The organism is Acidovorax sp. GW821-FHT09B03 (assembly GCF_059418305.1).
Genome location: NZ_JBWKPP010000003.1, coordinates 66,471 through 87,236, shown reverse-complemented (window position 1 = coordinate 87,236; position 20,766 = coordinate 66,471). Strand labels below are relative to the sequence as shown.

The 20,766-nt window shown below is 68.5% G+C and carries 19 protein-coding genes; 5 read left to right on the top strand and 14 right to left on the bottom strand.

Going from position 1 to position 20,766, the window contains the following annotated elements; all coding sequences use genetic code 11:
* Positions 1-51: 51 nt before the first annotated feature.
* Together thiC and AC07PA_RS06835 are read left to right on the top strand one after the other, a co-directional pair.
* A complete protein-coding gene (thiC, locus tag AC07PA_RS06840) occupies positions 52-1,947 on the top strand; it encodes a phosphomethylpyrimidine synthase ThiC (RefSeq protein WP_494608623.1) in 1,896 nt (631 codons plus the stop codon).
* A 175-nt stretch (positions 1,948-2,122) separates the two neighbouring features.
* Positions 2,123-3,826, top strand: a complete 1,704-nt coding sequence (locus tag AC07PA_RS06835; RefSeq protein ID WP_494608624.1) for a methyl-accepting chemotaxis protein — start codon at positions 2,123-2,125, stop codon at positions 3,824-3,826.
* 74 nt (positions 3,827-3,900) lie between these two features.
* Here AC07PA_RS06835 and AC07PA_RS06830 read toward each other — a convergent pair whose 3' ends face one another.
* The 10 genes from AC07PA_RS06830 to gspG all read right to left on the bottom strand — a co-directional run bounded on the left by AC07PA_RS06830 (position 3,901) and on the right by gspG (position 14,020).
* Positions 3,901-5,289 carry a GspE/PulE family protein gene (locus AC07PA_RS06830; protein ID WP_494608625.1) on the bottom strand — a complete coding sequence of 463 codons (1,389 nt, stop codon included), beginning with the start codon at positions 5,287-5,289 and terminating at the stop codon, positions 3,901-3,903.
* 3 nt (positions 5,290-5,292) lie between these two features.
* Positions 5,293-7,896, bottom strand: a complete 2,604-nt coding sequence (gene gspD, locus AC07PA_RS06825; RefSeq protein ID WP_494608626.1) for a type II secretion system secretin GspD — start codon at positions 7,894-7,896, stop codon at positions 5,293-5,295.
* Between the two features lie 4 nt (positions 7,897-7,900).
* Positions 7,901-8,719: a type II secretion system protein N gene (gspN, locus tag AC07PA_RS06820; RefSeq protein WP_035204339.1), complete on the bottom strand. Its 819-nt coding sequence runs from the start codon at positions 8,717-8,719 to the stop codon at positions 7,901-7,903.
* 17 nt (positions 8,720-8,736) lie between these two features.
* Complete coding sequence (locus tag AC07PA_RS06815) at positions 8,737-9,414, bottom strand: type II secretion system protein M (RefSeq protein WP_494608627.1); 678 nt, start codon at positions 9,412-9,414, stop codon at positions 8,737-8,739.
* Positions 9,411-10,667: a type II secretion system protein GspL gene (gspL, locus tag AC07PA_RS06810; RefSeq protein ID WP_494608628.1), complete on the bottom strand. Its 1,257-nt coding sequence runs from the start codon at positions 10,665-10,667 to the stop codon at positions 9,411-9,413. Before gspL ends, AC07PA_RS06815 begins: the two co-directional genes overlap by 4 nt.
* Before the next feature lie 50 nt (positions 10,668-10,717).
* Positions 10,718-11,716, bottom strand: a complete 999-nt coding sequence (gene gspK / locus AC07PA_RS06805) for a type II secretion system minor pseudopilin GspK (RefSeq protein WP_494608629.1) — start codon at positions 11,714-11,716, stop codon at positions 10,718-10,720.
* A complete protein-coding gene (locus AC07PA_RS06800) occupies positions 11,716-12,447 on the bottom strand; it encodes a prepilin-type N-terminal cleavage/methylation domain-containing protein (protein WP_494608630.1) in 732 nt (243 codons plus the stop codon). Before AC07PA_RS06800 ends, gspK begins: the two co-directional genes overlap by 1 nt.
* A gap of 2 nt (positions 12,448-12,449) precedes the next feature.
* On the bottom strand, positions 12,450-12,821 hold the full coding sequence (gene gspI / locus AC07PA_RS06795; RefSeq protein ID WP_007856592.1) for a type II secretion system minor pseudopilin GspI: 372 nt from the start codon (positions 12,819-12,821) through the stop codon (positions 12,450-12,452).
* Positions 12,818-13,216, bottom strand: coding sequence for a type II secretion system protein GspH (locus AC07PA_RS06790; RefSeq protein WP_007856593.1), 399 nt, complete (start codon positions 13,214-13,216; stop codon positions 12,818-12,820). The genes gspI and AC07PA_RS06790 overlap by 4 nt, the downstream gene beginning before the upstream one ends.
* Positions 13,217-13,552: 336 nt before the next feature.
* The gene (gspG, locus tag AC07PA_RS06785; protein WP_007856594.1) at positions 13,553-14,020 is read right to left on the bottom strand and encodes a type II secretion system major pseudopilin GspG; all 468 of its coding nucleotides are present in this window, start codon (positions 14,018-14,020) and stop codon (positions 13,553-13,555) included.
* A 46-nt stretch (positions 14,021-14,066) separates the two neighbouring features.
* Between gspG and AC07PA_RS06780 the strand changes: the two genes are divergently transcribed.
* The gene (locus AC07PA_RS06780) at positions 14,067-14,522 is read left to right on the top strand and encodes a type II secretion system protein N (RefSeq protein ID WP_494608631.1); all 456 of its coding nucleotides are present in this window, start codon (positions 14,067-14,069) and stop codon (positions 14,520-14,522) included.
* Positions 14,523-14,625: 103 nt separating this feature from the next.
* On the opposite strand, the gene AC07PA_RS06775 is transcribed toward AC07PA_RS06780, so the two are convergent.
* The 3 genes from AC07PA_RS06775 to ilvA are packed head-to-tail and all read right to left on the bottom strand — an operon-like array spanning position 14,626 to position 17,597.
* Positions 14,626-15,210, bottom strand: coding sequence for a histidine phosphatase family protein (locus AC07PA_RS06775; RefSeq protein ID WP_494608632.1), 585 nt, complete (start codon positions 15,208-15,210; stop codon positions 14,626-14,628).
* Positions 15,203-16,009, bottom strand: a complete 807-nt coding sequence (locus tag AC07PA_RS06770; RefSeq protein WP_494608633.1) for an adenosylcobinamide-GDP ribazoletransferase — start codon at positions 16,007-16,009, stop codon at positions 15,203-15,205. Before AC07PA_RS06770 ends, AC07PA_RS06775 begins: the two co-directional genes overlap by 8 nt.
* Positions 16,010-16,037: 28 nt before the next feature.
* Entirely contained in the window at positions 16,038-17,597 is a 1,560-nt protein-coding gene (gene ilvA, locus AC07PA_RS06765; protein WP_494608634.1) for a threonine ammonia-lyase, biosynthetic, read from the bottom strand.
* Positions 17,598-17,955: 358 nt separating this feature from the next.
* On the opposite strand from ilvA, the gene AC07PA_RS06760 reads away from it, so the two are divergent.
* Positions 17,956-18,405: an OsmC family protein gene (locus AC07PA_RS06760; RefSeq protein ID WP_494608635.1), complete on the top strand. Its 450-nt coding sequence runs from the start codon at positions 17,956-17,958 to the stop codon at positions 18,403-18,405.
* A 73-nt stretch (positions 18,406-18,478) separates the two neighbouring features.
* On the opposite strand, the gene coq7 is transcribed toward AC07PA_RS06760, so the two are convergent.
* Positions 18,479-19,096 (bottom strand): 2-polyprenyl-3-methyl-6-methoxy-1,4-benzoquinone monooxygenase, encoded by a 618-nt coding sequence (gene coq7 / locus AC07PA_RS06755; protein ID WP_494608636.1) that lies wholly within the window; start codon positions 19,094-19,096, stop codon positions 18,479-18,481.
* Positions 19,097-19,425: 329 nt separating this feature from the next.
* Between coq7 and AC07PA_RS06750 the strand changes: the two genes are divergently transcribed.
* Positions 19,426-20,475: a porin gene (locus AC07PA_RS06750; RefSeq protein ID WP_007856601.1), complete on the top strand. Its 1,050-nt coding sequence runs from the start codon at positions 19,426-19,428 to the stop codon at positions 20,473-20,475.
* Positions 20,476-20,766: the final 291 nt, after the last annotated feature.

Below are 20,766 nucleotides of genomic sequence, written 5' to 3'. Positions count from 1 at the left end.
TCCATTCCGGAGCAAATATTCCTTTGCCACCGGAACCTGGAGACCCGCCCCATGAATGCACCCGATCCCCTTGCCCGCGAAAAATTCGCCGAGCTGCTGGCCGCCGCGCGCGAACCCTTCCCGGCCTCGCACAAGGCCTACCTGCCTGGCCACCTGCACACCGACCTGCGCGTGCCCGTGCGCGACATCGCGCTGACCAATGGCGAGCAGGTCAGTGTCTACGACACCTCGGGGCCCTACACCGATCCCGGTGCCGTGATCGACGTGCGCCGCGGCCTGGCCAGCGTGCGCGGCGGCTGGATCGCCGGCCGGGGCGACACCGAGGCTTACGAGGGCCGCGCGCCCCTGGCTCTGGACGACGGCCAAAAGAGCGAGGATGCCGTGCGCCTGGCCCAGCTGCGCGCCGAGGCGGCCGCCCTGCAGCGCAAGCCGCTGCGCGCACGCAGCGGCGCCAACGTGACGCAGATGCACTACGCCAGGAAAGGCATCGTCACGCCCGAGATGGAGTATGTGGCCATCCGTGAGAACGGCAAGCGCGAATGGATGGCACAGTACCAGGCAGACACCGGCCGCGAGCGCCGCCTGGCCGGCAACCCCATGGGGGCGAGCATTCCGCGGATCATCACGCCCGAGTTCGTGCGCGACGAAGTGGCGCGCGGGCGCGCCATCATCCCGGCCAACATCAACCACCCCGAGGTGGAACCCATGGCCATCGGGCGCAACTTCCTCGTGAAGATCAACGCCAACATCGGCAACTCGGCCGTCACCTCCAGCATCGAGGAAGAGGTCGAAAAGCTGGTCTGGGCCATCCGCTGGGGGGCCGACAACGTGATGGACCTGTCCACCGGCAAGAACATCCACACCACGCGCGACTGGATCGTGCGCAACAGCCCGGTGCCCATCGGCACCGTGCCCATCTACCAGGCCCTGGAGAAGGTCGGCGGTGTGGCCGAGGATCTGACCTGGGCGATCTTCCGTGACACGCTGGTCGAGCAGGCCGAGCAGGGCGTGGACTACTTCACCATCCACGCCGGGGTTCGCCTGGCCTACATCCACCTCACGGCGGCGCGGCGCACGGGCATCGTCTCGCGCGGCGGCTCCATCATGGCCAAGTGGTGCATGGCCCACCACCGCGAGAGCTTCCTGTACGAGCACTTCGAGGACATCTGCGACATCATGAAGGCCTATGACGTGTCCTTCAGCCTGGGCGATGGCCTGCGCCCCGGCTGCGCTTCGGACGCCAACGACGAGGCGCAGTTCGCCGAACTGCACACCCTGGGCGAGTTGACCCAGGTGGCCTGGAAGCACGACGTGCAGACCATGATCGAAGGCCCCGGCCACGTGCCCATGCACATGATCCAGGCCAACATGACCGAGCAGCTCCGAACCTGCCACGAGGCGCCTTTCTACACCCTGGGCCCGCTGACCATCGACATCGCGCCGGGCTACGACCACATCGCCTCGGCCATCGGCGCGGCCATGATCGGCTGGATGGGCACGGCCATGCTGTGCTATGTGACGCCCAAGGAGCACCTGGGACTGCCCGACCGCGACGATGTCAAGCAGGGCATCATTGCCTACAAGATCGCCGCGCATGCGGCCGACGTGGCCAAGGGGCACCCGGGTGCCCGGGCGCGTGATGACGCGTTGAGCCAGGCGCGCTTCGACTTCCGCTGGCAGGACCAGTTCAACCTTGGCCTGGACCCCGAGACGGCCCAGGAGTACCACGACGAGACCCTGCCCAAGGACAGTGCCAAGGTGGCGCATTTCTGCTCCATGTGCGGGCCCAAGTTCTGCTCCATGAAGATCACCCAGGAAGTGCGCGAGTTCGCGGCCCAGAAGGGCGTTGCGGAGGGGCAGGCCCTGACAGCCGGCATGCAGGACAAGGCGGCGGAGTTCCAGCGCACCGGGGGCCAACTGTACGTGCCCCTCACGCCGGTGCGATAAGCACGGCTACTGCCCCCGCAGTTCCGCTGTTGGGAATGGCAGGGCGGTAAATACCCTCTGCGGCATAGCCTGTGGGCGCGCATACAGTCGCGCCCACACCGGCGCCATAGGGATAACTGGTCCTGTGGCACCAAAGTTGCTATGCTGTAGTTGTCAATAAATGTAAGGAAGAGCGATGAACCTGCTCAGCCGTCTTTCCATCCGTGCGCGTCTTTATTTCGGCACGATCTTTTCGCTGGTTCTGCTCGTCGTGATCGGTGCCATGGGCTATCTGGCCCTGGAGCGCACCCGCAGTACCCTGGACCAGCTGTTCTCCCAGCGGGTGCAGACATTGACCGATGTGGCCGAGCTGCGCACCACCCTGGGGGACCTGCGCCGCCTCGAAAAAGACATCATCATCAGCTTCAACAACTCCGTCGAAGTCGCAGCCCTGCGCGAGGGCTGGAAGAAATCGCTGACCGCGCTCAACAAGGGCATGGCCGACGTGCGCCAGGTGCAGTCGGGCGACGCGGCCTTCGTGGCGGCCATCGACAAGTCGCTGGCCGAGGTCAAGGAGTACGAGGCCGGCATCTCGCCCGTGTTCGAGCAGATCGAGCGTGCCCAGATCGATGGCGCCGTGGGCGGTGCCTACGCCGACCGCCTCAAGAAGCACATGGAGGCCACGGACAAGCTGCTGTCTGATCTTTCCGTGACCGCACGCACCAAGATGGACGAGGCGCGCGAAGGCGTCAACACCCTGACCACCACCATGTCCGGCTTGATCGGCATCGTGCTGGTGCTGGCACTGGCCGTGCTGATTCCGCTGACCTTCTTCAGCGTGCGCTCGATCACCCGCTCGATCTCGCAGGCCAGCGCCCTGGCCGAGCGCATCGCCGGCGGCGACCTGTCGCGCGATGTGGAGGTGACCTCGCAGGACGAGGTGGGCCAGCTCGTGGCTTCCATGGCGCGCATGCAGGATGCCCTGCGTGGCCTGGTGCAGCAGGTGCAGGAGGCGGCCGGCAACATCTCCACGGCCAGCACCGAGATTGCGTCGGGCAACCACGACCTGAGCCACCGCACCGAGCAGACTGCAGCCAACCTCGAAGAGGCCGCCTCGTCGATGGAACTGCTCACCAGCACCATCGGCCAGAGCGCCCAGTCCTCGCGCCAGGCCAGCGATTTCGCCTCCTCGGCCGCCGAAGTGGCCGGACGTGGCGGCGTGGTGGTCTCGCAGGTGGTGACCACCATGGACCAGATCACCACCAGCTCGCGCAAGATCGCCGACATCACCGGCGTGATCGACGGCATCGCCTTCCAGACCAACATCCTGGCGCTCAATGCGGCGGTGGAAGCCGCGCGCGCTGGCGAGCAGGGCCGGGGCTTTGCCGTGGTGGCCAGCGAGGTGCGCAACCTGGCCCAGCGCTCGGCTGCCGCCGCCAAGGAGATCAAGGGCCTGATCGGTTCCTCGGTGGAGCGCGTGGAAGACGGCTCGCGCCTGGTGAGCCAGGCCGGCGCCACCATGAACGAGATCGTGGGCAGCGTGCGCCGGGTGTCGGACATCATCAGCGAGATCACGGCCTCGTCGGCCGAGCAGCGCGACAACGTGGGCCACATCAGCCAGTCGGTCAGCCAGCTGGACAACATGACGCAGCAGAACGCTGCGCTGGTCGAGCAGTCCACCGCGGCATCGGAATCCTTGCGCGAACAGGCCCTGCAGCTGACCCAGGCCGTGAGCCAGTTCAAGCTGCAGCCCGGTGCTGGGACCCGAGCGGTGGGCACTGCGGGAATGGGTGGCGATAGCGCTGCACCGCCGCGCGGCATTCCAGCCCCGGCGCATACACCCCTGCCACTGATGAAGAAGGTCGCCAGCAGCGGCCGCCCGGCGCTGCAGATCCGCTGACCCCTCCAGCCGCTGATCCCAAGCAAAAGGGCCGCATCAGCGGCCCTTTTTGCATGCATCCGTCGCCGGTTGCGTCAGTCGCGGGTCACCCGCACGACTTCCTCACGGCTGGTGACGCCGGCCGCGATCAGGCGCTCGCCGTCCTCGCGCATCAGCGCCATGCCTCCTGCGAGTGCCGCCGTGCGGATGTCCGCCTCGGAGGCTTGGTTGTGGATCTGCGCGCGGATGGCGTCGTTGGTCACCAGCAGCTCGAACAGGCCGGTGCGGCCCGTATAGCCGGTCTGGCCGCAGTGCTCGCAGCCGGCACCCTGGCAGTGGCTGCAGTACTTGCGCACCAGCCGCTGGGCCAACACGCCGAGCAATGAGGACGACAGCAGGAAGGGCTCCACGCCCATGTCGGTCAGCCGCGTCACGGCGCTGGCCGCGTCGTTGGTGTGCAGCGTGGCCAACACCAGGTGGCCGGTGAGCGAAGCCTGGATGGCGATCTGCGCGGTCTCGAAATCGCGGATTTCGCCGATCATGATGATGTCCGGGTCCTGGCGCAGGATGGCGCGCAGGGCCTTGGCGAAGGTCAGCTCGATCTTGCTGTTGACCTGGGTCTGGCCCACGCCGGGCAGCTCGTACTCGATGGGGTCTTCCACCGTCATGATGTTGTTGCGCGAGGCGTCGAGCCGCCCCAGGCCGGCGTACAGCGTGGTCGTCTTGCCCGAGCCTGTGGGCCCGGTTACGAGGATGATGCCGTGCGGCTGGGCAATCAGGCCTTCGAAGCGGCGCAGCGTGTCGCCCTGCATGCCCACGGCCTCCAGGCTCAGCTTGCTCTCGCTCTTGTCCAGAAGGCGCAGCACGGCGCGCTCGCCGTGGGCGCTGGGCAGGGTGGAGACGCGCACGTCGATGGCGCGCGTGCCCAGGCGCAGGCTGATGCGCCCGTCCTGCGGCAGGCGTTTTTCCGAAATGTCGAGGTCGGCCATGATCTTCAGGCGCGAGATCAGTGCGGCGTGCAGGGCGCGGTTGGGCTGCACCACTTCGCGCAGCGAGCCGTCGACGCGAAAGCGCACGCTCGAATGCCGCTCGTAGGGCTCGATGTGGATGTCGCTCGCGCCATCGCGCGCGGCCTGCGTGAGCAGGGCGTTGAGCATGCGGATGATGGGCGCGTCGTCGGCCGTCTCCAGCAAATCTTCCACCGCCGGCAGGTCCTGCATCATGCGCGACAGGTCGGCGTCGGACTCGACTTCGCTCACCACGGTGGCGGCGCTCGACTCGCCCTGGGCGTAGGCTGCGCTGATGCGCTGGGCCAGGGCGGGGGCCGCCAGCGACTGCAGGTGGCGGATCTTGTGCTTGCGCATCACTTCCGACAGCGCGGTCACGTCGGGTGCAGGGCCGTGCCACAGCACGAGCTGCTGGCCATCGTCCTCCAGCAGCAGCTGCGAGGTGCGGGCAAAGGCGTAGGGCAGGGGGTGGCGCATGGGTCAGAGCGTCTGGCGGGTCACCGTGGCGGCGGGCGCGAGCTCGCGCACCATCGCGGCAGCGGAGTCGGCCGAAGCCGGGTTGTGGTACGGGCCTACACGCACGCTGGTGCGGGGGCCCTGGCTGGTGTCCACCGGCTGCTCCGAGATGGGGAGTGCCGAATTGCGCAGCCTGGCCAGTGCGGCCTGCGAGGCCGAGTCATCGCCGAACACACCGGCACGCACGTAGTAGGTCGGTGCAGTGGCCGCAGCGGGCACAGGTGCTTCGCTGATGGGCACTCCCGAAGGCGTCAGCCGGGGCGCTGGCTGCACGGGCGTCACCAGGTCCTGCAGGGGGGCGGCGGGTTGCACGCGCGGCGCCGGGGTGCTGCGCTGGGGCAGTTCAGGCAAGACAGGGGCGCCCGATACCGAGCGCAGCGGCAGGCTCGACGCGGGTTGCGTCACCTGCTGCAGCCCGCGGATCGCGTCGTAGCGGTCTGCCATCAGGGCTTCGCTGGTGGCCGCATCGCGCACCACCACGGGGCGCAGGAAGACCATCAGGTTGGTCTTGTTGCGCGTGCGGTTTTCGCTGCGGAACAGGCCGCCAACCAGGGGCAGATCGCCCATCACTGGCACCTTGTCTTCCCCCTGCGAGTAGCTGTCTTCGAGCAGACCGCCGAGAACGATGATGTTGCCATCGTCCACCACCACGTTCGACTCAATGGATCGCTTGCTTGTCGTGGGTCCGTTCACGTCAGAGAGGGTTGCGCGGTCGATTTTGGAGACCTCTTGATAGATCGACATCTTCACGGTGCCGTTCTCGCTGATCTGCGGGCGCACCTTGAGCATCAGGCCCACGTCCTTGCGCTCCACCGTGGTGAAGGGGTTCACCGTGTTGCTGCCGCCGGTGTTGGCATACGAGCCGGTCGGGAAGGGCACGTTGTTGCCGATCACGATGCGCGCTTCCTCGTTGTCCAGCGTCATCAGGTTGGGGGTGGACAGCACGTTGGCGTCACCGCTGTTCTGCAGGAAGTTGGCCAGCGCGCCCAGGTAGTACTGGCCATTGATGCGCGGTGCAAGGGCCAGGTTCAGGCCCTTGCTCAGCGTGCTGGCGGCCGCAGTGATGGCACTGGTGCTTCCACTGGCCAGCGCTCCTGTGACATTCAGGATGTTGGCGCCTCCACCTTGGGTGGAATTGGTGCCGATGACGCCGACGGTGCCATCTCCCTGCTTTCCCAAAACCCCTTGCCACTGGATGCCGAACTCCGCCAGCTTGGTAGCCGAGACCTCTACGATCATGCTTTCCACCAGAACCTGTGCCCGTCGACCGTCCAGTTGGTCGATCACTGCGCGCAGCTGGCGGAACAGTGGCTCGGGCGCCGTGATAATCAGCGAGTTGGTGGTCGGGTCGGCCTGGATCAGGCCGCCGGTGGAGGGCTGGTTGCTATTGGCGCTGCCCATGCCCGAGCCGGCGCCCATGCCGGAGCTGCTGCCCAGCCCGCCGAGGCTGCTGTTGCTGCTGCTGGAGCCGCCGCTCAAGCCTCCGCTGTTGCTGCCCCCGCCCGAAAGTGAAGGGGAAGACGCACCGCCACCGGAAATCGCCGGCGTGCTGGCGCTGGCCCCTCCGCTTGCGTTGCCGCCCATGCTGGCCATGGCTGCGCGCAGGGTGGTGGCGAGCTTGGTGGCATCGGCGTTCTTGAGGTAGACCACATGGATGTTGCCCGTGGAGGCGCTGCTGCCTGGCACCGGGGGCTGGTCGAGCTTGTCCACGAGCGCACGCACCATGGCCACCCGTGCAGGGTTGGCCGCACGCAGGATCAGCGAATTGCTGCGCGGCTCGGCCAGCAGCGTGGTCTTGAACGAGGTATCCGCCTGGCCCTGGGCGGCGGCAGGCGCGGCGCCGCTGCCGCCATCGATGAGGCGCGCCACCAGGGGCGCGAGGTCGGCCGCGAGGGCATTGCGCAGCGGGATGATCTCCACGTCGCTGGCGTTGGAGACATCCATCGCCGCGATGATGCGGCCCAGGCGCTGCAGGTTGTCGGCATAGTCGGTGATCACCAGCGAGTTGTTGCCGGGGTTCACGTTGATGGTGTTGTTGGGGCTGATCAGCGGGCGCAGCACCGGCACCAGATTGCCGGCGTTCTCATAGTTGAGTTTGAAGATCTGCGTCACGATCTGTCCGCCGCCGGGTGTGCCACGCGCCGAGCCCGACTCGCTCACGCTCACGCTGCCGCCCTGCAGCTTGGCGTCGGCCTCAGGCACCACCTTGTACAGGCCGGCCGATTCGACCACCGTGAAGCCCTGCAGCCGCAGCGCCGCCAGGAACTGCTGGAACGCCGCCGAGGGCAGTACGGCGCGTTCGGTGATCAGCGTGAGCTGGCCCTTCACGCGCGGGTCGACCACCACGTTGCGTCCGGTGATGGTGGCCATGGTGCGGGCCACGGCCTCGATCTCGGCGTTGGCGAAGTTCAGCGTGACGGGCTCGTTGCCGCGCACGCTGCTGGTGCCTGTGCCGACAGCCGTCTGCGCCAGGGCCAGCGGGCTGCTGGTGAGCAGCATGGCGGCCAGGGTGATGGAGCTGACGGCGAATTGCAGATGCGGCGAGGGGGAGGATGCGGAAGTCGTCATAGGGTCAACCCACGTTGATGAGGGAGCGCGCGCCGTTGCGCCGTCCGATGATGTTCAGAAGATTGGTGAGCGCCGCTTCGCGGTCGGGCGCCGCACTGGCCTCGCCCGCAAAACGCAGGCGCTGGCCTACCCATTGGCCGGTGCCGCTCAATTGCAGGTGGCCGCCCAGGGTGCTCAGGGTCAGGATGGGCACTTCGCCGCCCTGCATGGCCAGGCGGTAGCTGCCCATGGGGCGCAGGGTGGACAGGCGCGAGGACATGTCCAGCGCATCGAGCTGCATCTTGCCATCCAGCACCATGCGGCCTGCCTGCCAGGCGGCCTGCAGCCCCTGCGTCTGCAGCACCAGTTGGCCTTGCGGCTGCAGCGTGTTCCACGGCGTGCCCAGGCCCGAGAGCAGCGCGGCGGGCCAGCGGCTCTGGCCGTCGCCCACCGTCACGCGCAACTGGGAGAGGCCCAGGGCCAGCCGGGCCTGCAGCGGCTGCACGGTGCAGCAGGGCGCCTGCACCTGGGCGTGCACGCCGCTGAGGGTGGGGCGCAGCGTCCATTGCAGGCGCCCGGGCAGGGCCGTGCGGTCCTGGCTGGCGGTGCCGCCGGTCAGCACCAGCTGGGCCGAGCCGTTCCAGACGGTGCCACGCGCTTCCGACAGCAGCAACTGCCCGCCCGTGGCCCGGGCCAGGCCCTGGGCCAGCCATTGCGCGGGGGCAAAGACCACCAGCGCCGGCAGCAGGCCGGCCAATGCGCCGCCCACGGCCCAGCCCCAGGGCGAGCGCGGTACGGCGCCGGTGGCGCGTGGGGAGAGGCGTGGGTTGCGGGTAGGCGACACGGGGCGTTTCGTGGGGTTCACCGTGCAGGCAGGGCCAGCACCAGCGTGCCATCCCAGCGCGGGGTGGCGGGCGCCGTGCCTGCAGGGGCGTCCTGTGCGGGGCTGGCCACCAGGGCCTGCATGGCACCGGGGATGGGGGGCACCAGCGGGCCTGCGGGGGCGGCGCCCGGGGTGGGGGGCAGCATGGTCGGTGGCGTGGCTGCGGCCTGCGGGCCGGGGCGGGCGCTGTTGTTGCCCATCGCCGATGGGGTGGCAGCGGGCGCGGTGCGGGTCAGGCGTGCCTCGATGGGCACGGCCCGGGCGTTGCTGCGCGCCAGCGCCAGCCACTGCGCGAGGGCATCGGCAGGGGCGGCCTTGAGTGTCACGGTGGCCCGGTCCCCAGCCACGTTGAGCTGGGCGGCCGTGCCCATGCGCTGCGTCAGGCCGCTGCGCAGGGCGCCGGTGGCGTCGCCCGTGCTGCTCTGCGGAACAGCCTGCAACTGCTGGGCTTCGGCCTGCAGGCTGCGCATGCGCTGCAGCTGCGTGTCCAGTTCGGCATGGCGCTTGGGGGCCGTGCGCAAGGTCTGCAGGGCGGGGGAAATGCCCACCCACCACACCAGGGCCAGGCCCACCAGTGCGGCAGCGCCCAGCACGAAGTTCTGTTCGCGCGGGGCCATGGCCTGCCATTGGGCTTTCAAGGGAGCGAGCTGGCTCATGGGGCGGTCTCCGCACGCAGCACCAGGCTGCCATCGTCCAGGCGGCCGGTGTAGCCGGCGGCCCGCAGTCGGGTGGTGAGCACGGGTTCCTCTTGGGGGGTGAGTGGCAGGCCGCGCAGGCGCAGTTCGCCGGTGGTGAATTCCAGGCCGGAGGGAATGCGGCCATTGGGCAGCGCGCTGCCGGCAGCGGCCATCATGGGTTCCAGGTCGCGCGGCGAGAAGCTGCCCGACGCCTGGCGCAGCAACGCCATCTCGCGCTCCATCTGCTCCAGGGGGGCGATCACGGCCTGCACCTGCGGAAAGGTCTGGGTGAAGGTGCTGCGCAGGCTGGTCTGCTTGGCGGCCAGGGCCTGCCGCTCCTGCCAGGCCCAGACGTTCAGGCCCGCCAGATGCGCCAGCACGAGCACTCCCAGCGCCCAGCGGGCTGCGCGCCACTGGGGGGCGTACAGCAGGGCGCTCAGGGCGCCGCCGGCCTTGCGCAGGGCACGCGAGCGGCTGTTGCTGGAGAGTTCGAACTGCGCCAGGTCCCAGTCGCTGCGGGCGGCGTCCAGGGCGCGGGCGCTGGCCGTGTGCAGGCTCACCGGGTGGCCCAGGGCATGCTCGGCCAATTCCGCCACGGCCGGATCGGCGCGCAGCGGCGTGGGCGGTGCATCGCCGCCGGCGGCGCTGCCCAGGCCGGCCAGCGCCAGCGTGGCCGGCGTAAGCGGCAGCATCGAAATGCCCTGGTCGGCGCCCAGGCCGCACAGGATCAGTTGGGGGTCGTCTGCCGTGCCGATGGCCGACACCTCGGGGTCGCCGCTGGCCGTGGGGCCGGGGGCGAACTCGGGCACCACGCGGGACACGCGCCGGCCGGCGGCTTCCAGGGCCTGCAGGTGGGCGCGCAGCCAGGTCCGGTCGCACACGGCCACCCACACCGGCACGCCGGCCTGGGCGCCCGGCTGCAGCGCAAAGTGCAGTTGGGCCGGGTCGTCGAGCAAGCGGTCTTCGAGCAGGCCATCGAGCACCGAGCGCAGGCGCGGTGTCTGCTGGCTGGCTCCCAGGGGCAGGCCGGGCGGCAGCTGTACCTTCTGCCAGGACAGCGCCTGGATCGGCACCACGGCCACCACCTCGCCGGGGCGCGCGGTCTCGGGCAGCAGGGCCGCCTCGGCAAGCGCATGGCGCTGGGCGGTATGCCCGTCCGCCGTCAGCGTATAGCCGTACTGGGTCGATAGCCCCGGAGGGGTGGGCGGCAGGGAGAGTATCAGCGTGCTCATGGGCGGGTAGTGCGGATCATTTTAGGCGGTGGCTCCTGTGCTGAGTGCATTCAGCGCAAGGTCTGTTGCGCCGGGGCGGCAGTATCACGGTCGAAGGCGCCGCGTTCCCGCCACAGCGTCGTCACTTCCAGGCCCAGCTTGCGCACCAGGGAGCGCTCGTCCACGGTGGTGTTGTCCATGCGCAACCGGCCGCGTACCTCGAAGTAGGCCGAGGCGATGGCCAGGTCATTGGTGTCGAACGAGGCCCTGCCCAGCACCTCGACCACCTCGGCCATGGAGCGGAAATGTTTGGATTCGCGGGCCTGCACCAGCTTCTGTGCGCCGGCCATGTCCAACCCGTCGATGGCGGCCCAGACCACATCGATGCCCGCGGTGTTGAGGTTGACCGGGGTGCGCACCGGCAGGATGGTGACATGGGGCAGCAGCGCCGCGATGGTCGGCGGCGACAGCCCCAGCCAGCCCAGCTGCGATACCGTCTGGGGCATGAGGGGGGCGCTGCCATCGGCGCCGGTGCGGGCCTGGGCCTTGCGCAGGTTCTCCACCAGCAGTGTCAGCTCCTGTGAGGGCAGCCCCAGCCGCTCGAACAGCCGGGTGAACTGTTTCAGGGCACCGGCCTGCACCTGCCCGCCCTCGGCCAGGCTGGTGATGTTCAGGCGCGATTGCAGGTCCGTGATCTGCCCGGAGAGAAAGGCGTCGGCGGTGTCGGTGCTGGCGTCCTCCACCTGGGCCACGCCGCGCTCGGCCGCGAGGAAGCTGGACAGGCGCGCCTCCTGCAGCGGCACGGCCCAGGGTTCGGCCAGGTGGTCGGCGCCGCCGGCACGGCCATCCTCGCGCAGGATCAGGCGCGACCAGTCCAGCGCCCCCACCAGGATCCAGGCGGCCTGCACGCGGTCGCGTTCGGCGGTCTCGACCTCGATGGCGCGCCACTGCTGCCACAGGGAGGCGGCGGCGAAGGTGGCCACGAGCGTGACGGTCAGCATGGCCGCCAGCAGCGCTGCCCCGCGCTGGGCCCGCGTGGGCTGCCGTCGGGAAGGGGTTGTGCGGCGCATCAGGTGCGGCCTCCGCCCAGGGTCGGGTTGGCCCAGTCGCGCACGATGGCGCCCGTCAGCGCCTGGCCTGGTGACAGGGTGACCTGCAGCCGCACCCCGTCGGGGAGGGCCGCGGCCGGGGTGCTGCCCGTGGTCTGGCCGGCACTCGACAGCGGGTTGGACCAGGCGCCGCCGCGGAAGTAGAACAGCTGCCAGCTGCTGATGGGCACCAGGCTGATTTCGTAGCGCCGGGCCTGTTCGTCGGGCGTGCGCGCCCACTGCTCGGCCTGTTGCCAGGCCTGCTGCCACTCATTGCGGTTGCGCACGGGCGGTGACTGCCAGCGCACCCACTGGCCCCCGCCTTCCACACCCGGCATGTCGCGCCGGGTCCAGGCCACCACCAGAGCGCCCGTGTCGGGCACGGCCGAGGTGCGGCGCGTGATGCGCAGCACCTGCCCGTCCCAGTCCATCGGGGTGGTACTGGCCAGTGGCAGGATGGCATCGAGGTCGGCCCCCCATTGGGCCAGGGCCGACTGGATCACCAGCATTTCGTCGGCGCGCTGGCGCGTCAGCTCTTGCGCGCGCACCATGCCATCGATGCCGCGCCAGCTCATGATGGCCAGGATGGACATCAGCGCGATCGCGACGAGCAATTCGATCAGCGTGAAACCGCCCTGAACTGTCGGCAGGGGGCCGCGCCCGTGGCCTTGCAGCACGGCGGGTTGCACGGTGGGGTGAAGCCTGGAGACCATTTTCAGTAGCGTCCCACGATGGTCGAGATGCGCAGGATGGAGTTTTCGCCATCGAGCACCTGCGCATCCACACGCCTAAAGCTCGGGTTGGGCGTGGGCCGCACGGTCAGGCGCACGTCCAGGCGCCGGCCCGCCTGCTCGCAGGGCTGGGTGCTGTCGCCGACGCTGGGCATCTGGCGCGAGAGGCGCACGCGCACCAGCTCGTTCTCGGCGCACAGCTGTGCCAGCACGATGTCGGACTGGCGCAGCGCATTGCGCGTAAGGGCATTCGTCGACTGCAGCCCGGCCATCAGCGCGATGGCCACGATGCTCAGGGCCACCAGCACCTCCACCAGCGTGAAACCGCGCTGGCTCCCGGGCAGCGGGGCGCTCATTGCACCGACTCCACACGGAAGGGCCGCAGCCCGTCCGTCACCACGCGCAGGGCCTGGTCGGGATGGTCCTGGTGCGTGAGCAGCACCTGCTGCGCTCCGATCACCGGCTCCGGCCCGAGCAGCAGGACGGCATTGCCACGCACCAGCGTGCCGGTCGCCAGCCACTGGTGCGGCAGGGCGTTGGGCGCAAGCCCTTCGAAATTGAAACCCTGCGGCCCGCCGCGCCAGCGCACCGGAACCCCGCTGGCCCGCGACTGCGCCCGCCCCGCATCGAGCAGCGCCGCCAGCCGCGCCGCCTCGCGCTCGAGTTGCGTCTGCCCGTTGTCGCGCATCGCCAGCGCAATACCCGCCGTCGCCAGCGCCATGATGCTGATGACCACCAGCAATTCGAGCATGGTGAATCCGCGTGCGCGACGGGTTATGGATGTTGGGGGCACAGGTTGCATGGTGCGCACTGCGCTCTCTCGGAAATCACGGCTTCGCCACCGGTCCGCTCGGGTGCGGCCCTTGGTCACGAAGGGAAATGGCTGAAACGGTCACTGCGTGGGCTGAGGGCGTGCGGCCGCAGCGCCGGGCCGCCCCAAGCAAGGCCCGGCCCCCTCGGGGGGCAGGGAGCGACACGCAGTGCGGGAGCGTGGGGGCCAAGGTTTCGCCGCCGGGCCGCCCCAAGGCGAAACGCGGCCCCCCCGGGGGGCAGGGAGCGACACGCCAGTGCGCGACCGTGGGGGTCATTACTGCCAGCTGCCGATATCGGCATCCTTGCCTTCGCCGCCCGACTGGCCATCGGCACCGAAGGACATCACGTCGATCTCGCCCTTGATGCCTGGGTTCAGGTACTGGTAAGGGCGGCCCCAGGGGTCGTTGTTGAGCTTTTCAAGGTACAGCTTCCAGTTGCCGGGGACGGGGCCGGACGTGGGCTTGGCGACCAGTGCCTGCAGGCCCTGCTCGGGCGTGGGGTAGCGCTGGTTGTCCAGACGGTACAGCTTGAGCGCCTGCATGATGTTGGTGATGTCCGTCTTGGCCGCGGTGGCGCGGGCATCGTCGGCGCGGTCGAGCACGTTGGGCACGATCAGCGCGGCCAGCACGCCGATGATGACCACCACCACCATCAGCTCGATCAGGGTGAAGCCCCGGGCCAGGCTGCGGCGTGCACGGGGCAGGGCAGGGGAGGAGGACAGGATGAAAGAGGGGGTGTTCACTGCAGGCGGTCTCGCTAGGGTCGTAACGGTGAATCATAATGCCCGCATGGTGACCAATTCATACAGCAAGTGGGGCGTGCGCCTGGGGACTCTGGCGCTGTGGGCCGCCGCAGGGGCCAGCGTGGTCTATTGGGGCCTGCGCCTGTCGAACCGGCCGGTCGCGCAAACCGTCCCGACGGTGGCGTCCCTGGCGGCGGTGCCCGACGCACAGGCAGTCGCGCGCGCGCTCGGGGCCTTGCCCGCCGGCGCCGTCGCCGCCGTGGCCGCGCCGATGGCCTCTCTGGCCAGCCGGTTTGCCCTGATCGGCGTGCTGTCCGGGCGCCACAGTGGCGGCGGTGCCGCGCTAATCGCGGTCGACGGCAAGCCCGCCAAGCCCTTCCGTGTGGGGACCGTGGTGGATTCCGGCATGGTCCTGCAGGCGCTGAGCCCGCGCCAGGCCCAGCTGGGGGCCGATGTGGGCGGCCCGGCCATGCTCACGCTGGACATGCCGCGCAAGAACTGATCCTTCAGGGACGGCAGGCCCTTGGTGCCGAATCCGGCGCTTGCACGGTTTGCTTCTCCTTACTGCGGGGTCTGTTGGTATTTTGCCACCCGGGGGCGGCGCCTCACCCCAGGTCCACCGTATCCCAGTCCCCCCACGCGGGGGCATGCACCGGCCACTGGTCCGCCCGTGGCTGGGCCTTGTCCGCATGGTGCAGCAACCAATCCACGCAGCGGGCCACACCCGCATGGGTGAGCCACACCGCGTGGTGCAGGCCCGCGGCCTGCACCGCGGCTCGCGTGTCCTGCAGGGCCTGGGCCACACGCTCCAGCATCTCCGCCAGCGGCTCGCCGCCACCCGGGCGGTGGTGGGCGAAATCCGTGCTCCAGGCATCGATGTCGGCCTTGGCGAGGCTGTTCCAGGCGCGGCCTTCCCAGGTGCCGAAATCCATCTCGCGCAGCCGGGCGTCGGGCAGGGGCTGCCAGTCGGGGCGTGCTGCCTGGACGGCCTGGGCCAATTGCACGCACCTTTGCAGGGGCGAATGCCAGACCAGTGCGGGGCCCGGCAGGGCCTGGCCCAGGCGCTGGGCGCAAGCCCGGGTGGGGTCGCTTTCGGCGGACATGTCCAGCATGCCGTAGCAGGTGCCCCTGGCCACCATCGGCGGCGCATGCCGCACCAGCCAGAGTTGCGCGGCGGGGTGTTCAGCCATGCCCCAGGGCCAGCGCGGCGCCCAGGTAGAAGCCGATCTCGCCGATCTGCTGAGTGGCGCCCAGGCAGTCGCCGGTGAACCCCTGCAAGCGACGCGCGAACCACCGGGCCATCCAGGCCGCCGCCAGCGCGCTCAGCGTGCAGGCGGCAAGGGCGGTGGCGGAGGTGCCCCAAAGCCAGGCCAGCCCCAGCGGGGCCACGCACCAGGCGGCAGCCACCACCAGGGCCGTGCCGGTGATCTGGTCGGCCAGCGGCTTGCTCTTGGAGCGCGCGGTGTCGCCCACGTGTGGCAGGCGGCGCACGATGAACAGCGGCCACAGGCGCGACAGCACATGCCCGCCCACCAGGGCCGCCAGCGCCGTGGCCAGGCTGTGTGCGCCGAGCGCCGCCAGCAGGCTCACCTTGGCCAGCAGGGCCAGTATGAGCGCCATGGCGCCAAAGGCGCCGACGCGCGAATCCTTCATGATGTCCAGCGCCCGTTCGCGGTCGTAGCTGCCGCCCAGGCCGTCGGCCACGTCGGCCAGGCCATCCTCATGGAAGCCTCCGGTGAGCAGCACCGTGGCCACGGTGCAGAACACGGCCGCCACAGCCGGCCCCAGCGGGTTGGGGGCCAGGGCCAGGTACAGGGCCGCATACACCCCTGCCGCCACAGCCGCGGCGAGCCAGCCCACGCCCGGCAGGTGCGCGGCGCTGGCGCGCAGCATGGCGGGGCTGAAGCCCACCCAGCCGGCCAGCCGCCCGGTGACCGGGATGCGGGTGAAGAACTGCACGGCCAGCAGGTAGTGGCGCAGGGCTTGCATGGGGGTGGCGCTGTGCGGGCCGGCCGGCCTATTTGGCGCGCAGGAACAGGCGGTAGGCCGGGTTCAGCGTCTCTTCCACATAGGGATAGCCCAGCGTGGCGAGGAAGGCGTCGAACGTGGCCGAGTCTTCGGGCGGTACCTGCATGCCCACCAGGATGCGGCCGTAGTCCGCGCCCTGGTTGCGGTAGTGGAACAGGCTGATGTTCCAGGTTGGTTGCATCAGGCTCAGGAACTTGAGCAGCGCACCGGGCCGCTCAGGGAACACGAAGCGCAGCAGGCGCTCGTCCTGCGCCAGTGCGGAGTGCCCGCCCACCAGGTGGCGCAGATGCTCCTTGGCCAGCTCGTCGTGCGTGAGGTCCAGCGCGCCGAAGCCATGCTCCGTGAAGATCTGCGCGAGCCTTAGCGATTCGCCCTTGCCCTGCGCCGTGAGGCCCACGAACACATGGGCCTCGGCGGAGTCGCTGATGCGGTAGTTGAACTCGGTCACGTTGCGCGGGCCACCCGGCAGCGCACCCACCACCTCGCAAAAGCGCCGAAAGCTGCCACGCTCTTCGGGGATGGTCACGGCCAGCAGTGCCTCGCGCTCCTCGCCCACCTCGGCACGCTCGGCGACGAAGCGCAGGCGGTCGAAATTCATGTTGGCGCCGCACAGGATGGCGGCATAGGTCTCGCCCTCGGTCTGGTGCGTTTCCACGTACTGCTTGATGGCCGCCACGGCCAGCGCGCCCGAGGGCTCGACGATGCTGCGCGTGTCCACGAACACGTCCTTGATTGCGGCGCAGACGGCATCGGTGTCCACGGTGATGAATTCGTCCACCAGGCCGCTGGCGATGCGGAAGGTCTCCTCGCCCACCAGCTTGACGGCCGTGCCGTCGGAGAACAGGCCCACGTCGGGCAGGGTCACACGCTGGTGCGCGCGCACGGACTGCAGCATGGCGTCCGAGTCGTTCATCTGCACGCCGATGACCTTGATTTCTGGGCGCACGGCCTTGATGTAGTTGGCCACGCCGCTGACCAGGCCGCCGCCGCCGATGGCCACGAACACGGCATCGAGCCGGTTGCTGCCCAAGCGCTGCAGCTGGCGCAGGATCTCCATGGCGATCGTGCCCTGGCCGGCGATCACGTCCGGGTCGTCGAAGGGGTGCACGAAGGTCAGGCCTTCCTTGGCCTGCAGTTCGGCGGCGTGCTGGTAGGCGTCGGAATAGCTCTCGCCATGCAGCACCACCTCGCCGCCCAGCGTGCGCACGGCATCCACCTTGACCTGGGGCGTGGTGGTGGGCATCACGATCACGGCACGTGCACCGAGCTTGCTGGCGCTCATGGCCACGCCCTGGGCATGGTTGCCGGCCGAGGCGCAGATCACGCCGCGCTGCAGCTGGCCGGGGGTGAGGTGCGCCATCTTGTTGTAGGCGCCCCGCAGCTTGAAGCTGAACACGGCCTGCTGGTCCTCGCGCTTGAGCAGCACCCGGTTGTTCAGGCGGCGGCTCAGGTCGCGGGCGGGTTCCAGGTCCGACTCGATCGCCACGTCGTACACGCGGGCGGTGAGGATCTTCTTGAGGTAATCGGCGGGGGTCAGGTCGTGGGTCATGGCAAGGGGCTGGCTGTGGCGCGCGCCGCCTGTGCAGGCGGGGCACACATCATAGGTGTTCGTCCTTGCCGCCTGGGTGCAGGCGGTGCCGAGTGCCCCATCCGGGCAAAAAAAAGCCCCAGGCCGCAAAGCCCAGGGCTGAATCCATCCTTTGAGGAGATGGAGGAGACAATCGGCGCGTTGGAGGTGGTGGAGAGGTTTCCAGCACCTGTCCCTTTTCGATAAAAGGGCAACGCTTGGCGCAATGTTAGCGCAACGGATGCTGCGATGCAGCAAAATTCACCGACTTTTTTGGAGTGGCCTGTCCATTTCGTGAAAAAAGCCACGTTTTTTTGATGAATCACCGAGGAGAGAACACATGGAATGCACAGTCAGCTGGACCGGCGGCGCCGGAACCCGCTCGGGAATGGGGTTTGTGGCGGAAACCGGCAGCGGCCATGTCCTGACCATGGACGGCGCGCCCGACGGCGCCAATCCGGCCAATGGAGGGCAGAACCTGGCACCCCGGCCCATGGAGACCGTGCTGGCCGGCACGGGCGGCTGCACGGCCTACGACGTGGTGCTGATCCTCAAGCGCGGGCGCCACGACGTGCGCGGCTGCAGCGTCAAGCTCACCTCCGAGCGCGCCCAGGTCGATCCCAAGGTGTTCACCAAGATCCACATGCAGTTCACCGTGACCGGCAAGGGCATCCCACCCGCCGCCGTGGAGCGCGCGATCGCCATGAGCCACGAAAAATACTGCTCGGCCAGCATCATGCTCGGCAAGACGGCCGAGATCACCAACGGCTTCGAGATCGTGGAGGCCTGAAACTCCTGGCGCGCCCAAGGCCAGCGCCCCCGTGCAAGGGTCGCCCCGCCGCGCTGAAGACGTCCCAGGGGGGCTAAACGTAATGCGCCGTAGTCGTCATGACCTTGGCGGCGGCCCGCATCAGTGCCTGGACCGGCGGCGGCAGGCGCGTGGCGCCTTCGGCCAATGCCTGCGCCGCATGGCGCTCCTCGTCATCCTTCATGCGCGCCACCACGGCGCGAGAGGCCAGGTCATCGACCGGCAGGCGGTCCAGATGGCCCGCCAGGTGGGCCGCCACCTGGTTCTCGGTTTCTGCCACAAAGCCCAGGCTCACCCTGTCGCTGACCTTTGCCGCCACCAGGCCGAGTGCGAAGGCGCCGGCAAACCACAGTGGGTTGAGTACGCTGGGCCGGGCGCCCAGGGCGTCCAGCCGTTCCCGGGTCCAGGCCAGGTGGTCGGTTTCCTCGCGCGCTGCCTCCAGCAGGTGGCCACGCAGGTGGTCGTCACGGGTGACAGCCGCCTGGGCGGTGTAAAGCGCCTGCGCACAGACTTCGCCCACGTGGTTGACGCGCATCAGGGAGCCCGCCAATTTGCGTTCTGCCGGGGTCATTTCGCCCTCCGCATGACCGGTGGCGGGTGAGGCTTCCGAGGCGCGCGGTGTGGCAAAAAGGGTGCGCAGTGCGTTGTCGGCGGCAGTCAAGAAGGCGTCCATGGCGGGCTGGGATGAGGATGGATGTGGAAACAGGTGTTGCAAGTAGACACAAATGCATGCAGGCTCAAAAGTGCCCGAAAAGCACTTTGCTGGTGCACCGCTGGTGGATTTTGCCGGGGTGCACTGAAATGTTGCAACACTGCAACGAAATCTCCCTTTCGGGTCGATTGTGGGTGAATTCCTTTGCGAAAGAGGTCGGGGTCTGGTGCAATAAGAACAACTTCCCCACCAGGAGGTTGGCCCGGGGAACCGGCGGGACTGAGCAGGTGCAAAGGCACCCCTAGACCCCCCGTACCGGCGCCCTATGTTTAACCTTGGAGTAACTCGCAATGAAAAAATCCCTGATTGCCCTGGCTGTGCTGGCTGCTTCCGGCGCTGCAATGGCTCAATCGTCCGTGACGCTGTTCGGCGTGGTTGACGCAACCTACGCCTACGGCAACGGCAGCGTTGCTAACCGCTCGCAACTGACGAACTCCGGCTACAACAGCAGCCGTCTGGGTTTCCGCGGCGTTGAAGACCTGGGCGGTGGCCTGTCTGCTTCGTTCTGGCTGGAAGCCGGCCTGACCAACGACGACGGCCGTGGCGGTTCGACCAACACCAACAACCAAACCACCGGCGCCAACGCCAACGGCGGTCTGGTGTTCAACCGTCGTTCGACCGTGAGCCTGAACGGTGGCTTCGGTGAACTGCGTCTGGGCCGTGACTACACGCCCCAATTCTGGAACCTGACCGTGTTCGATCCGTTCGGCACGAACGGCGTTGGCACGACCCAAACGCTGAACTCCAGCCTGGGTGGCCCAACCACCATCCGCGCTTCGAACGCCATCGGCTACTTCCTGCCAGGCAACCTGGGCGGTTTCTACGGCCAAGTGCAGTACTACCTGGGCGAAAACGCAAGCAACGTTGCCAACAAGAAGGACGGCAATGGTCTGGCTCTGCGCGCTGGCTGGGCCAACGGTCCTCTGAACGTGGCTGGTGCCGTGTCGCAAACCAAGTTCCTGAACGCCGACATCAAGGCTTTCAACCTGGGTCTGCAATATGACTTCGGCGTCGCCAAGCTGCTGACGCACGTGAACCGTGACGACATCAAGAACGGCGCAGAAGGCACCGGCTGGCTGGTCGGCGCTCTGGTTCCAGTGGGTGCTGGCGAAATCCGCGTGGCTTACTCCACGTACGAAATCGACGTCGCTGGTCCTGACCCACGTGCCAACAAGTTCGCTCTGGGCTACGTGCACAACCTGTCGAAGCGCACCGCCGTGTACGCTACCGCAGCTGCTGTGAAGAACAAGAACGGTTCGGCTCAAGCCCTGAACGGTTCCACGACTGCTGCTGGCCGCAACTCCAGCGGTTACGACTTCGGTATCCGTCACAGCTTCTGATATTGATGGCTGGCTATATGCCAGTCTCAATGGATGAATACAAAAAAGCCGCCTTCGGGCGGCTTTTTTTATTTCCAACGCTGATTTGTTTCTTTGGGCCAGGCGCTCCATTGGCGGCGGGTGTTGCAAAGGGTCGGTATTTTCTGGTGGGTTGACTGGTATTCCTGGAGAGTGCCTGCCGGAGTGGCCGTGCAGCCCTTGGGTATGGGCCTGGTGCAGAGCTGCGAAGATGCCCGCAAGAGGGGCATTGCCACCGGCCTGCCGGTCTGCTGTGCCACGCCTCCGGCCAAA